Raw genomic sequence first — 14,495 nt, 5'->3', positions numbered from 1 at the left:
GAAAGAGAACGGGATTCCGTACTTTCTTTCGTCAACGCAGAGTGATCATTATTAGGCTATAGAATGTTTTCTATCGACGCTTCAGCAAGGTATAAGCGCCCGCCGTTACCAGTCCTCCCACCAGATACCAGCCAATGGTCATAGCGGCAGTTGCCGGAGTACGGCTGCTGGGAGCGGTGCCCAAGCCCATCGGTCCGGGTAATGCCACTGCTCCGACGCCAGCTGCCAGCCCCAGCACAGCACCCGTCAAAACGGCATTTTCAGGTTTAGCCAGTCCGATAAGGCTGTAATAAAGCGTGTTCGAAACCACGTCGCCACCCAGTGCCCAGTCGTGGAGTTCATCATCGGCAGGCGGCTCTTCATCAACACTTGCCATTACTTTTTTTATAGCCCGCATCCCCAAAATATCCGCTCTAGGTGCTTCGGGGATGAACTGGCGGGCCGTTTCGTGAAGGGCCGTCAGGGCGCAGGCACCCGCCAGGCCACTGCCCAGCGATTGCAGGAGAGTCTTGTTTATATCAGTCATAGGTGCTTAACTTGTGAGCCTGTACAAATGTTAAATTTCGGCACTACACCTAATAACATCGTGCGTTTTCTGACCCTATTCCTTCTGTCAATCAGCTCGTTAGTCGCTAGCTATGCGCCTAGTCTGGCCCAGCAAAAGACTAACCGGACCTACTGCAATCCGATGGACATTAGCTATCGGTATAATTTCGAACAGTTGAACGAGAAAATCTCGTACCGGTCCGGGGCCGACCCGGTCATCATTAACCATAAGAAAGAATACTACCTTTTTGTCACGATTCAGGGCGGCTGGTGGCATTCGAAAGATATGGTCAACTGGAACTACGTTGTCCCCGACAAATGGCCGATGGAAGACATGTGCGCCCCGGCAGCCCTGTCGGTTCGCGACACGCTCTACCTATTCCAGTCGACGTTTGAGCAACGCCCTATTTTTTACTCGACCGAACCCGATAAAGGGAAACTGAAATTCTTCAACCGCTGGCTACCCCGTTTACCCAAAGACATTGGCCCCTGGGACCCGGCCCTGTTTCACGACGACGATACCGACAAATGGTACATGTACTGGGGTTCCTCGAACGTATACCCGCTTTTCGGTGCTGAGCTGGACAAGAGCCGAAACCTGACCTATGCGGGCAATAACCCGGCAGCCTCGTACAAAGCTATGTTCTGGCTCGACCCATACAAGCACGGTTGGGAGCGCTTCGGCCCAAACCACTCCGACCCCTTCAAACCATTTACAGAAGGAGCCTGGATGACCAAACACAACGGCAAATACTACCTGCAATACGGTGCGCCTGGTACCGAATACAACGTGTACGGCAATGGGACATACGTGGGTAAAGACCCGCTCGGGCCGTTTGAATATGCACCTTATAATCCGGTTGCCTACAAGCCAGGAGGATTCGCTACGGGCTGTGGGCATGGCAACACCTTCCAGGATAATTTTGGCAACTACTGGAATACGGGCACCACCTGGATTGGCTACAACTGGGGGATGGAGCGCCGGATTGTGATGAACCCCGCCGGTTTCGATAAAGACGACCAGATGTTCGCCAATACACGTTTCGGTGATTTTCCGCACTACCTACCCGACAAAACCGTTTCGAGCCAGAATGGAATGAACACCGACGCGCTGTTTACGGGCTGGATGCTCCTCTCTTACCGCAAACCGGCCGTAGCTTCGTCGACACTCAGAGCCGCACCAACGGACACGCTGTCGGCGGACAGAACCACCGACGAAAACCCGCGCACGTTCTGGGTAGCCGGTCAGAACAAGCCCGGCGAAACGCTCACCCTCGACCTGGGCGCAGAACGGGATGTGCGGGCCGTACAGGTGGATTACATCGACTACAAACAAACCATTTACGACTCCGATTCGACGGTGTACACGCAGTTCAAAATCCTGACATCTACGGATAATAAAAAATGGACTGTGGTGGCTGACCTGACCAAAGAACCTAAACGCGACCGGGCGTGCGCGTATGTTGAACTGCAAAAGCCAGCCCGTGCCCGCTATGTCCGTTACGAGCACGTATATGTAGCCGGTTCGCATCTGGCCATCAATGCATTTCGGGTATTTGGTAACGGCCTGGGTAAGGTTCCCGCTACTCCCGCGACGCTCACGGCCAAACGTCAGAAAGACCAGCGTAATGCCGACCTCTCGTGGAGCAAAGTTCCGGGCGCAGTGGGTTACAACATCCGCTGGGGTATTGCGCCCGACAAGCTTTACCAGAATTATCAGTTCTGGAACGACGAGCCCAACACCTTCGAACTTCGTGCCCTGAACGTCGGCGTACCGTATTACTTCGCTATCGAAGCTTTTGACGAAAACGGCGTATCAGTCCTAAGCAAGGTGATTGACGACGGATTTCGTAATCCTTAATCTGTATCCCGAAATCCGTAATCTGCATCCCGAAATCCGTAATCCCATCCCGTATCCCGTAAGCTGCGCATACGGCTATCCACAGTCAACACCTTCGGCGTTGTGGACGACTGCCTCTCTCAACGCCGAAGGTGTTGACTGTGGATAACCATATGCGTAACTTACGGGTGCAGCACACAGGCGTAGCCTACGGGCACAGCTCGGCCCCCTTACAACATGTATCCAGTTCCGCCAAAAAAGTTGACAGTAGGAATTCCTGTACCTATTTTGCAGGCTATGAGCTACCGCCAGATATTATACCAAATTGTATTCTGCACAAAATACAGGAACCCGGTCATCACGGATATACATTGCGAGGAGTTGTATAAATATATTTGGGGAGTTATAAAAAATAAAAAATGTACACTGTTTAGGATCAACGGCATAGAAGACCATATTCACATCCTGAGTGATTTGCATCCTTCTGTAGCGTTAGCTGATTTTGTTAAAGAAATCAAAGTAGCCAGCTCGTTATGGATGAAAGCCAGTGGGCTATTCCCTGATTTTGAGGGATGGGCCGAAGGATATGGGGCTTTCACATACTCGATCAAAGAACGTGACCGTGTCATCAACTACATAAAAAAACAGAAAGAGCACCACAGAAACATAACGTTCAACGATGAATATAAGAACCTGCTGGACGAACACGGCGTAGCGTACGACGAAAACCATCTATTCCCCTAACAACGCCGAAGGTGTTGACTGTGGATAACCGTATGTGCAACATACGGACAGGTACAGCTCACGGACAGGCATAGCTCACGGACAGGTACAGCTCACGGACAGATGTAGCCTACACGGACAGATGTAGCCTACACAGACACAACCCACACAACTTCCTTCACTATGACCACCACCTTCCGAAACGACCAGCCCGACCTCGCCCTTGCTATCCTCCGTGAAGTGGGCCAATGGCTCGCCGACAATGACCGCGAACTCTGGCAAGTCAGTACCCTCACCGCCGAAAATCTGCTCGACAAATACACAACCGGCAACCTGTATGTCATGTATGCCGACCGCAAAGAAGGCACCGGCCCCGAACCGGCTGCGGTCTTTATCCTGCAATGGATAGATCCGCTCTACTGGCCCGATGTACCACCCAATACTTCGGGTTTCATACACAAACTGGCCATTCGCCGACCGTTCAACGGGCAAAATCTCTTTGCGGCTATTATCGACTTCAGCCGTGCCGAGTGCCTGAAACGCGGCATCAACACCCTGCAACTCGAAACCGATGCCACACGCCCTAAACTGATGCAGTTTTACGAACGCTACGGCTTTCAGCCAACGTATCAGCGCGCAATGCACGAGTTTGGCCAGTCGTTTACCTGTCAGTTTTACGTCATGACGTTTTAAGTCGATGTGCGCACTAGCTCCCTACAAACTGCCTCTGGCTTTCCGCAACTGCAACTGACCTAGCAGGGCATCGTATACCGAGCGGAGGTAGTTCGTCTCGGCCTGTTGCAAGCTGTATTCACTGTTTCGGAAGTCGGCCATCAACAGCGTACCGGCATCAAAACGAACCCGGTCAACGGCGAGTATACGCTGCGCCTGTACGATGTTCTTCCGGGTTTGGACGAGGTTCTCCCGGGCTTGATCGAGGGTATTCTTAGCCGAACGCGTTTCGTACTCGAAGTCGTTTTTGAGTTGTAAAATGGTATTCTGGTTCACTTGAGCACGACGTACGTAGTCCTGCCGATTAAGCCGCGCCTGTCGCCCGTCGAAAATCGGGATGTTGACCTGAACCCCCACATAGTTGTAGCGATACCAGGTATCGGCTTGAAAGGGATTAAAGACATCGGCCAGTTGCTGTGCAAAATAAGCCCCATAGGCCGACACTACCGGCGCGAGTCGGGCCTGCTCGCGTTGCTGATTCAGCTCATTGAGCTGGCGGCTCAGTTCTTCCTGTTTCAGTTCCACCCGGCTCCCGGTTGCTTCCTCCTGAAACTGGGTAAACAAAGCTTCCAGCGAATCGGCAGGTTCAACGGTCTGGGTCGTGTTGATCCGATAACGGAGGTTATCCAGACTGAGCGAATAGTCGCGCTGGTCGTTGCGGTAGGTAAGCTCGGCATTGCTCAGATCAAGCGCGAACCGGTCGAAATCCGTTTGCAGGAGTGTTCCGGCCCGAAGGCGGGTTTGCGCCTGTTCCAGATAGCCCTGCGCCCGCATCCGGGCCCGCTCCGACAACCGAATTTTCTCGCGGTTGAATACGGCCTGATAGTAGGCTTCCGTTACCTGCTGCCGTATGTCGATGGCGGTTTTCTCCAGCGTCGTCTGCTGAGTCGTTACATTGACCTGATTTATACGGCGGTCGATGGGCGATTGGGCGTCGTAGATTTTCTGTTCGGCCTGCACATTCAATACGTTGGCGATTGGCGTCCCGAAGCGGAGCACAACATCCTGCCCGTTAGCAAAGGGTGCATTTTTTATGACGCTCTGCTGAATTTGCGTGTTCCACCGAAAATCAGCTGTGGCTTTCAGTTGCGGTTGCCAGCGGGCGCGTCGGCGGGCTTCGTCACTCTGCGCGATCTGCGTTTGTAACTGACCATTCAGCAACTCCAGCCGGTTGGCCTGTGCCTGCTTAAGGGCCTGATCCAGCGTAAGCGTAAAGGGTTGTGCCTTCCCATTGAGCGAAAAAATGAGTGTAAAGAAGACTATAGCGGATAGCGACTTCATGCTGATTAAATAAAGTAAAAGTAATAGACACCTGTCCTGAGCAAGCCAGGCCCACATTCACTCGTTTATCACCGCCTGAATACCGACGCGGGCTCCAGCGATGTGATACGCCGAATCGCAAACAGACTGCCGCCCAGCGCAATGAAAAGGGTAACGCTGATAAAGCCCACTTCGAGCCAGACAGAAAAGCTGAAGTTGGAACCGATTGACAATAGCAGTAAACGAAACCCCTCGACAAACAACCGCCCGATCCCGTAGCCAATAACCGCCAGTATTATGGCCTGAAGCAGAATAAGTCGGGCGATGTAGCGGTTCGTTGCCCCGATGGCTTTCAGGGTACCGTAATCCTGTATGCGCTCGTTGGCCGCCGAATACAACGTAAGACCGATAATGACAAACCCGGCGATGATAGCAAACACAATCAGGAAGCCGAAGGTGGCGGCAAAACCACCCGACACAACGGCCCGTGTAAATGTGCTTTCCGCGAAGGCTTCGCCCGTCCAGGCCCGGATGCCCGGAATGGCTGCGTTGATACGGTTTACCAGTTGTACCTTATCGACATTGGGCTGTGCCTCCACCAGAAAGAAGCTGACCTTGTCGGACGAAAAGCCTGTCAGGCTACGGGCGCGTTCGATGGTAGTAAACGCATAGTCGATGCCCAGTCCCTGCGTACCGCGGGTCTGTCCGGCTTTGTATACCCGTTCGCCGTTCAGTTCGAAAGCCTCCCCTACTTTCACGTCTTTAAGGTTCTCCGAAAAAACGTCCATAAACAAAGCGCCTTCGGTCAGTAGCAGGCTGGGCGAGGTTTCCGGTTCGACATTCCACATCCCGGCATAGGCGGGTGCCTGCACACCGATGAGCGAAAGACCGGCGGTTTTCCCATTGAGCCGCTTTACAGAACCCGCCGATATAACCACTTCATGTACCTGCTTTACCCCGGCAATACTGGCAATCTCCCGCCCGATCCGCACATCCAGCGGAACAGTCTTATTGGCATCGGTGGTACTTTCATCGACAATCCAGATGTATTGGCGGTTGCTGTTGACTACGTTGATAATGGAGTTAGTCAGAAACAGAAACACGCCCGTTTGCTGGCCAACCAGAAACACCGACAGGGTAATGCCAACCATCGTTCCAATCGACTTGGCTCTGTCATATTTCAGAAAGCTGAATGCCGTTTGAAGCATAATTAGTTAACATTAATGAGGCATTCTACCCGTGCTCCAATGATTACTTTACCGGGATCATCCAGCCGGACCCGTACTTCGCGAACGCGCCGGTCTTCGAGGTTCGACGCGTTATCGGAAAAGAGCGATTTCTTACGCAGATAAGGTGACGCCAGTACGACGGTACCGGTCGTCAGGCGGTCGCTGCTCCCCTGCTGGCGGATATATGCCTTCTGGCCAACTTTTACCTTTAGCGCAAACAGTTCGTCGATTTCCGTTACCGCTACCAGTGGACCAGCGGGAGCAAAATCGCCAATGGACTGGTTACTGCTCAGGTACTGCCCAATTTTAGCATCCAGACTCAACAAGGTACCATCGGCGGGTGCCTTTACCGTTTTCAGCCCCGCTACTGTACTGGCATACTCGCTATCGGCCCGCAGCTCGGTAATGCGCCCCTGCGCTTGTTTCACCTGTGCTTCCGACGCCCGAATCTGCTGTTGCAGGTTTTGTACATCGTAGCGTGAATCATCGAGTTCTTTTCGGGTGAGGGCATTACCGGCAAACAGTGTTTCGTTCCGTTTCAAGTCGGCTTCGGCCTTCTGGAGCTGCACCCGAAGCGTCTGTACATTTTGCCGGGCCGTTTCAATAGCGTCCTGCTGCGTCTTCATTTTAACGGTCGCCTGCTGAAGCTGGGCCGATTCCACGGCGTTATCCATCGTCAGGAGCACCTGTCCTTTTTTGACCTGCTGCCCAATGTCGACGTTCACTGTTTTAACAAGCCCATCGGTTTCGGCGGCCAGCTTGCTGATGCGGGCGGCTGGCTCGATTACAGCCACACCCAGCACTTCGGCAATTTGCCGGGCCGTTTGCGCCGTTCGAACTGAGTCCTGCTGGGCCTCGGCTTTCTGCTTTTTATCTCCGCAGGAAAACAGCGAAAGGCTGGCCGTCAGGATGCAAAAGATCATTGAACAGGCTTTTTTGCGCTTTGCGTTTACACAGCTGGCGGTAGGTTTACGTAGTGTATTATTCATGGTTATACGTCATTGAATTCACTTGTTTCCTTAACAAATCCGTTGTCGACCTCCACAATCCGATGAGCATACGATTTCAGGCGCGGGTCGTGGGTAACAACGGCTACCGATTTACCACCATCGGCCAGCGCCCGTAATTCGCGCATGACGATAGCCAGCGAGTCTTTGTCGAGCGAGGCCGTAGGTTCATCGCACAAGACCAGCTTGGGGTTAGTCACTAGCGCGCGGGCAATAGCAATGCGTTGCTGCTGCCCGCCCGAGAGTTGTTTAGGCAGATTTTTTCGGCGGTCGATCATCCCGACCGTTTTGAGCGCCTGTTCGGTACGGTCGCGAGCTTCGGCCTTATTGACACCCTGAAGCTGAAGCGGCATCAGCACGTTTTCTTCAGCGGTGAGCGGAGCCAGCAAGTTGAAATTCTGAAAAACAAACCCGATAGTATTCAGCCGAAGAGCTGCCAGCGCTTTCTCACTGAGCTTATTGATATGCTGCCCATCGACCCATAGATTGCCGTAACTGGGGTAGATAACACACCCCAGCATCGACAATAGAGTGGTTTTACCCGAACCTGATGGCCCAATGATGAGCATCAGTTCACCTTCGCTTAATTGGAGCGTCGTTGGTTGCAGGGCGACAATCGTCTGATCGCCGGTCTTGTATTCTTTGCCCACTTCTTTTAGTTCTGCTATCATCCGTTTGTAGTAGCCAGTAGTCGCTTGTCCATATGTGCATTGCGTCTTTACCATGAGCCCGTGAGCAAGGCAAGAAACAACATATATTATATAACCGTAGTTATCTCACATCATAAATGCAATAATACTACGCATTCGTAATAAATTATTCTTTTAGTTTAAAAAATTTTATTTTCGTAGCGATTTCGTAAGACAAGTACGTTGTTTGTTACGAAAGCGTAGTGTTATGGATAAAGGAGAGCAAAACGTTATTGAGTTGGTTAATCGATGGGCCGCTTATAGTGCCGTTACGCCAGATGCCACGCTGGCGGGTTTCTGTCTGCATTTCCTAACCAATCAACTGCATGAATCGGCAACAAACGGGGCCATTCCTACCGTCGATGACGACAAGATTCACAACGACCAATGGAAAGAGAGCCTCAGCGACACGGTACACCAGCCGATGATTTCTATTCGGCCCGAAGCCCGGTTGGCGGCATTGGTCGGCAGGCTGTCGAAATATGCTTATTTCTACTCTAAAAAGGCCATGCAGTCGCTGGATGTCAAAGGCATGGACGACCCAGTTTATCTACTTGTCGTATTACAGATGGGTACGCCTAAAAAGAGTGAAGTGATCTATGAAATGATGGCGGAATTCGCGTCGGGGACCGATATTATCAACCGGCACATCCGAATGGAATACCTCGAAGAGTTTCCCGACGAACAGGATCGCCGGTCCAAACGTCTGCGTTTAACACCAAAAGGGCTGGCGACTATTCAGGAGTGTTTCCCAATCATGAATCAGGTAGCCGACGTCGCTTTCGGTTCATTGACAGACGGCGAGAAGGCCATTCTGGTACAGATTCTTGATAAACTCGACCGCTACCATACCGACCATTACAAACAAAGTCGGAATAGTGAATTCAACGAGGTATATGAACGCATGGTAGGGTAACTTTGCACCCTACCGAACCCCTTTTTTGTGGCCAACCGTCAACTGTTTCATATTTACGCCATCATTTTCATTGATGTCATTGTCGGCTCGGCGGTCGGCCCAATTTTGCCGGAGTTTGTAAAAGGGCTGGAACGCCCCCAATTATGGCTGGCCGTTGGTACAGCGCTGTTTCTGGGTATGCAGTTGTTCTCGGCCCCGCTGTTAGGAAAGCTCTCTGATGGTTACGGCCGTCGCCCCATTTTTATCATTTCGGCCATTGGCACCTTCCTCGCCGACTGCCTGCTGCTTCCCGTTCGGGTGGGGTATTACTTTGCGAATCGGGTGAGCGATGGCACGACGAATGGCATGTACGCCACGGTCCGCTCGGCAATTACGGATATTTCGCCCAAAGAAAGTCTGTTTAAAAACCTCGGCATTGAAGGTGCAATCATCTCGCTCGGGTTCGTCATTGGTCCGGCGGTATCGGGCCTGTTGCTGACGACCTTCGATGTGGTTCAGGGCGATCAGGCACGGGTGGTCGCGATCATGGCCGTTACCTTATCGAGTGTGAACATGATTCTAAGCTGGACACTGCGCGAAACCCATCCCAATCCGCCAGGTATTACAACAGCAGCCCTGAAAACGGAACTGGCCAACTCACTCGACGTACATACTCTGTGGACAAGGCTGCTAGCCAAAGATCGGCAATACAAAGGCCTGAAGATATTGGTTATGATGCAACTGGCGCTTACGCTCAGCACCGGCTACTATTTTTACTTCGTCACCTTCGCCAGCTTCGGGGCGTTGCAGATGGACGCCAAAGCTATTTCTTATTTCTTCATGTATTTCGGAGGACTAAGCGTTGTCATCAGCTATGTCTTTTACGCCTACATTGCCGATCGAATTAACCAGCGACGGGGCATTTTCTGGCTTGCTCTTTTGGGTGCACCAGTGCTGGGCAGTTATGGACTAGTGGGAACGTCAGTTTTGTGGCTGTACATCCTGGTTACAGTCGACTGTCTGACGCTGTCGCTCATTCAGGGCCTGATTGAAGGACTGATGGCCCAACTAACATCAGACGAAGACCGGGGCGAAATCTTCGGGATCAACCAGGCCTTACAGGGCGTAGCCAGCTTTGTGACAACCGTGATATTTGGGATTCTATCGTTGATTGATCTGCGATTACCCTTCGCTTGGTTTGGTACTTGTCTGGCCGTAGTGGCGTGGTTGGCGTGGAAGCGTAAAGCTTAATCGGTTGCGCTGGCGCGCGCATACGCTCGTGCCTCTTTATGAAGTCAGTATTTACTGACGAAAGCAAACCGGGACGCCGGACCGGCTTCCCAGATGAAATGGCATGAGTAAATACTCACTCCAGCGTCCTCTTTTTCATATGCGCCATTATCTATTTTTAATACTCTTTCTATTGACAGGCTGCCACTCAGACCCTCAACCAGAACCCATACAATATAGTGTGCCAACTGAGGTGGAGCCGTATATCCAGTCGTTTCGGAAAGAAGCGAAAAAGCGAAACAGTCAGGTTTCGACCGACAATCTGATTGTTACATTCGGGTCAGCCGTGAGCGAAGATATATGCGGGGAGTGTTTGCTCGACAATGGCAAAACACCCCGTATTACGCTAAATAGCGACGCTTTTTGCTGGCAGCAAGCCAGTCAGCAGGCGCGGGAATGCCTGGTGTTTCATGAACTTGGCCATTGCCTGCTGAAGCGGGCGCATAAAACAGACAAATACCCGAATGGAGCGTATGTCAGTTTGATGAACCCCAACGATGTGGCGATCTATGCGGCCTGCCTATATCCGATTGGTGGCGATGAATGTAATAAACGCCCAAGACGAGATTATTACATCGACGAGCTTTTCGATGCAAATACACCTACGCCTGTCTGGGGAAAATAAGTAGAAAGGACAAAACAGCGCTACTGCACGCGAATATGATGTATACCCACCACCGGTCGTCCATCGGCCGTGATGCCCTGTACGACTACCCGCAACGTTCGCACAACGTCTGATAGCGGGAACACCAGTTGGCTATGGCCCTGACTGTCGGTTTGCATGATGGGCTTCCAGTACAACACGTCCCGTCGGTCGATACGCTCCGAAGACTCCGTCTGCCCTTCGCCGGGCCGATCTGCCGAAGCGGTTTCATAGTGGGGCACGTAAAACTCCCGCTGAACGGATGGGAAACCAATAACCTGTATCTGTTTTATACCCGCTTTTTCATCATCAGCGGTCGACTGCCCCGGCCGGAAACGCCTGGAGTAAAACGCAATGACCCCATTGCCGCCCCGAACGCCATAAATACCCGCCGTGCCCCCGTTTTTCAGCACTTCGATCCGCTCAATATCGGCCGGATTAAAGGAGAGCAAAGCGGTACCATCAGCATCATCAATGGGCATGCCATCCATCAGAAATAATGGCTGTGTACTACTCTTAAGACTGCCAATTCCCCGAATAATGACCTGATAAGACCCCACCAGCGATGTCGTTGACTGGGCTACGGTAACTCCGGCGACCCGCCCTCGTATCATTTCGTACAAATTGAAAAAACGGGGTGACTTATCATCGAAGAGTAGTACCGCATCGGCTTCTTTGTGCAGACTGGACCGTTGAATATCCTCCGGACGATCATCGGTTCGTCGGCCTCGAACGGTCACTTCTTTCAGTAGTTTCACTCGTTTATCCCGGTAAAACTCTGCGTCTCCTTCCTGACGGGTGCGAGCTGCATCCAGTTGCGCCCGCAGAGCCGACCAATTCGGCAGTACCCGCGCGGTATCCGGCAGCCAGCTGGTTTGCGGCCCTTCCAGCACCAGATGGACGTCTTTACCCGGAATATTTTTTAACTGACGATCGGTAATCTGGGCTACCAGCTTAAGCGTATCGGCAATGGAAAAACCCGCAAGCCGAAACCGGCCCCACTCGTCGGCACCCGCCGACCGCACAAATGCCTGCCCGGCAGCAGTAGAGGCCAAAATGACCTGTGCGCCCGCCATCGGTTGGTTTTTGGTGTTGAGTAGCCGCCCCATCACCGAAACGCCCCCGAGTAATTCGGTGGAGGGAGTACCGCTTACCCGTCGCCAGCCCTGCGTCAATAACAGGTCATCGACCGCCCGGCGGGTTGCAGGTGAGTTATCGGTAACGTACCAATTAGGTTGTTCAACATGTCCGCGTAGTTCGCCGGTGAGCAATAAGTGCGTACGAATGGTGGCTTCTGCGGTATCGTCAGGCACCTGCCCAATATCGGTGATGGAAGCCGACAACCCTGCTACGGCGGGTAAACCATCATCATTCAGGTTAACACTCATGATTACCTTCTCACGGGGCTGATAGCGCGTTTTGTTCACCCCCACAATTACTTTTATGGGCGGTACCCGTTCGGGCAAAAAGACCAGCCGTTCGGCTTGTGGGCGGGCGGTAGCATCGTAAAGGGTAATCTGGTTGAGCCCCGACGGCAGCGACGCACTCGGCAGATTTACCCGCGCCACGCCATTGTCGAGCAAAATCTTTCGTTGCTCCACCAGTCGGCCCTGTTGCTGAATCAGCACATACACCGAGTCTTTCGCCGGGCGGCTGGTACCCAGTATTGTAAGCGCCAGCCGACTGGTATCGCTAACTACATCGGCCGCCAGCATGAATCCTTCCGGCTCGGCTGAGGGCAGCGGAGTCAACTGCTGGTAGCCATTGTGCTGCACTTCAGCGTAATATTTACGGCCGTTCTGGGGCGTCAACACGACACTACCCATCCCGAGCGCACTGGTTACAAACCGGGCGACTTCCATGCCCTGCTCGTTTACAATCCGACCCGTTACAGCTAACCCATGCCCGTTTGGCTGAACGATCTTGATGCCTAGCCGGGCAGGCAACCCCACCAACCATCGACCGCCTTCGGGCAAAAGCTGAACGTCCATTGACTTTTGCAACGTATCGGTAGCAACGGATTTGCGCGTCAGGCCCGTTCCCTGAAGAATATTATACACCGCAATAGACCGATCAAAAGCAGGTCGGTGCTGGCCGTCGTCTTCATCCGTATAGGCCCTCAACCGGTACGTTCCCGAAGCCAACGTGTCTGACAACCGGAAGTTTCCAATTGCCCGACCGTCCTCCACCTTTAGCCATTGATGTTGAATAAGTTTGCCCGAGGCCGTCAGCAGATCAGTATGAATAGCTGTTTCACCAAGTGGTCGGCGGTTCGTAGTGGCATCGAGCAGGTACGCACTTAGCCAGACGCGGTCGCCGGTAGCGTAAAGAGGCTTATCGGTATGCAGAAACAAAACTGGCGCCAGTGCCTGAAACCGCTCGTTAAAGGCCCTTGCAATCCGGTTCATGCGGGCGTCGGGCGGCATCAGCTTTCCCTGAGTAGCAACGGGGGCGTTGATCTTCGTAGATTCGGCATCGGCCGGATTAGGAGTCCAGTCGGCGGGCAGCATGGTCGATACGCGGTCGTCGGCCAGCGACCCCTGAATTTCAGCGCCGAAGGGCAGCGTAACCGTTCCATCCACCGTCATTTCGAGTTGTCCGGCAGGTAGCACAATTTGTGTGTAGGCATAACGGGCATCGAAATACGGTGAATAGTTGGACTGGGCATTGGTGTAAAACACCACCAGGGGCTGGGCCGATACCAGCCGTCGCTCGTTTGGCAATCGCCCCGGCTGAATCATTTCTTTTATGCGTAATGGCTTGAGACGGCCATTCACCGAACCGAATAATGTAGTTCGATTATCTCTATTTTTTGCAATTGGCACGACCAGATCTTCCTGATAGACCAGGAAGCCCTCCTTCTCGTACGTGCTGTCGATCAAACTGGCCATCAAATGCCGGGTCGATCCTTGATAAGCCCGCATTCGGTTACGCCGGAATCGGTTAGCCTGCCGTTCATCCGTCGGCTTGATCTCTTCAAACCGGGTAGCTCCGGCATAATATACCTTTTTTGATGTTCCGTCGAAGTGCAGCAGGTCGTACCAGATTTTATACCCCAGCGCCTGGTTCTCAATAACGAGTGGCTCGCTGGCGGTGGCTTTCAGATGGCTGTCTTCTTCGTGAAAGCTCAGTGCATCGACATTTAAAATCTGGCATTGGCCACCAAAAGGTTCGCCCAGTAGCTGCCGTTTGAATTGCCTCAGATGCTGCTGCCATTTTTTAGGATTTCCCCGAACGGTAACGGTGGCCAGCGTTTGATCGCTGGGTTTAAGCCGGAAGCTAACTCTATTATCGGGGTTATTATCCAGCCGAAATATGCGTTTGCTCGGCTGATAGCCAATGAAGGAGGCCACTACCTCAACCGTTCCAAGTGGCACGCCCTTTAGTGAATAATACCCCTGCTCGTTAGTGGTCGTACCGCGGGTGCTGCCGTTAAGATAAACGTTGGCAAACGGCATTGGTTTACCCGTGGTGGCATCCGACACATAGCCCGTGAGCGTGGTGGTTTGCCCATACGTGATCGTGGTCAGCCAGGTTAGCAGACAGGTAGTCAACCAGGTAATGGAAAGCTGACGATTCATGTATGTTGAGGGGTTGATATTTTGTGTGCAGAAGGCACAATTTAAGTGATTTTACTCACT

General features: G+C 52.6%; 12 protein-coding genes. 6 read left to right on the top strand and 6 right to left on the bottom strand.

Annotation, left to right across the window (positions count from 1 at the left end):
- Window positions 1–70: 70 nt before the first annotated feature.
- Window positions 71–526: a hypothetical protein gene (locus tag NT073_RS08015; protein ID WP_297371438.1), complete on the bottom strand. Its 456-nt coding sequence runs from the start codon at window positions 524–526 to the stop codon at window positions 71–73.
- Window positions 527–553: 27 nt separating this feature from the next.
- Here NT073_RS08015 and NT073_RS08010 point away from each other — a divergent pair, with 27 nt between their 5' ends.
- From NT073_RS08010 to NT073_RS08000, 3 genes are all read left to right on the top strand, one after another.
- Window positions 554–2,407, top strand: coding sequence for a family 43 glycosylhydrolase (locus NT073_RS08010; protein ID WP_297371436.1), 1,854 nt, complete (start codon window positions 554–556; stop codon window positions 2,405–2,407).
- 216 nt (window positions 2,408–2,623) lie between these two features.
- Window positions 2,624–3,130 carry an IS200/IS605 family transposase gene (tnpA, locus tag NT073_RS08005; RefSeq protein WP_297371433.1) on the top strand — a complete coding sequence of 169 codons (507 nt, stop codon included), beginning with the start codon at window positions 2,624–2,626 and terminating at the stop codon, window positions 3,128–3,130.
- A 162-nt stretch (window positions 3,131–3,292) separates the two neighbouring features.
- Complete coding sequence (locus NT073_RS08000; RefSeq protein WP_297371430.1) at window positions 3,293–3,802, top strand: GNAT family N-acetyltransferase; 510 nt, start codon at window positions 3,293–3,295, stop codon at window positions 3,800–3,802.
- A 21-nt stretch (window positions 3,803–3,823) separates the two neighbouring features.
- Here NT073_RS08000 and NT073_RS07995 read toward each other — a convergent pair whose 3' ends face one another.
- From NT073_RS07995 to NT073_RS07980, 4 genes are all read right to left on the bottom strand, one after another.
- Window positions 3,824–5,122 (bottom strand): TolC family protein, encoded by a 1,299-nt coding sequence (locus NT073_RS07995; RefSeq protein WP_297371426.1) that lies wholly within the window; start codon window positions 5,120–5,122, stop codon window positions 3,824–3,826.
- A gap of 68 nt (window positions 5,123–5,190) precedes the next feature.
- Window positions 5,191–6,309 carry an ABC transporter permease gene (locus NT073_RS07990; RefSeq protein WP_297371423.1) on the bottom strand — a complete coding sequence of 373 codons (1,119 nt, stop codon included), beginning with the start codon at window positions 6,307–6,309 and terminating at the stop codon, window positions 5,191–5,193.
- A gap of 2 nt (window positions 6,310–6,311) precedes the next feature.
- Complete coding sequence (locus NT073_RS07985) at window positions 6,312–7,319, bottom strand: efflux RND transporter periplasmic adaptor subunit (RefSeq protein ID WP_297371420.1); 1,008 nt, start codon at window positions 7,317–7,319, stop codon at window positions 6,312–6,314.
- Between the two features lie 2 nt (window positions 7,320–7,321).
- Window positions 7,322–8,008: an ABC transporter ATP-binding protein gene (locus NT073_RS07980; protein ID WP_297371419.1), complete on the bottom strand. Its 687-nt coding sequence runs from the start codon at window positions 8,006–8,008 to the stop codon at window positions 7,322–7,324.
- Window positions 8,009–8,234: 226 nt separating this feature from the next.
- Here NT073_RS07980 and NT073_RS07975 point away from each other — a divergent pair, with 226 nt between their 5' ends.
- From NT073_RS07975 to NT073_RS07965, 3 genes are all read left to right on the top strand, one after another.
- Window positions 8,235–8,942 carry a MarR family transcriptional regulator gene (locus tag NT073_RS07975; protein ID WP_297371416.1) on the top strand — a complete coding sequence of 236 codons (708 nt, stop codon included), beginning with the start codon at window positions 8,235–8,237 and terminating at the stop codon, window positions 8,940–8,942.
- A 27-nt stretch (window positions 8,943–8,969) separates the two neighbouring features.
- Complete coding sequence (locus tag NT073_RS07970; RefSeq protein ID WP_297371414.1) at window positions 8,970–10,172, top strand: MFS transporter; 1,203 nt, start codon at window positions 8,970–8,972, stop codon at window positions 10,170–10,172.
- Window positions 10,173–10,392: 220 nt separating this feature from the next.
- Complete coding sequence (locus NT073_RS07965) at window positions 10,393–10,836, top strand: hypothetical protein (RefSeq protein ID WP_297371412.1); 444 nt, start codon at window positions 10,393–10,395, stop codon at window positions 10,834–10,836.
- A 20-nt stretch (window positions 10,837–10,856) separates the two neighbouring features.
- Here NT073_RS07965 and NT073_RS07960 read toward each other — a convergent pair whose 3' ends face one another.
- Window positions 10,857–14,435, bottom strand: coding sequence for a carboxypeptidase regulatory-like domain-containing protein (locus NT073_RS07960; RefSeq protein ID WP_297371410.1), 3,579 nt, complete (start codon window positions 14,433–14,435; stop codon window positions 10,857–10,859).
- Window positions 14,436–14,495: the final 60 nt, after the last annotated feature.

Source organism: Spirosoma sp., from assembly GCF_026391055.1.
In the GTDB taxonomy this organism is placed as follows: domain Bacteria; phylum Bacteroidota; class Bacteroidia; order Cytophagales; family Spirosomataceae; genus Spirosoma.
The sequence above is the reverse complement of the archived record's forward strand: the minus strand, read 5'-3'. Positions and strand labels throughout refer to the sequence as shown.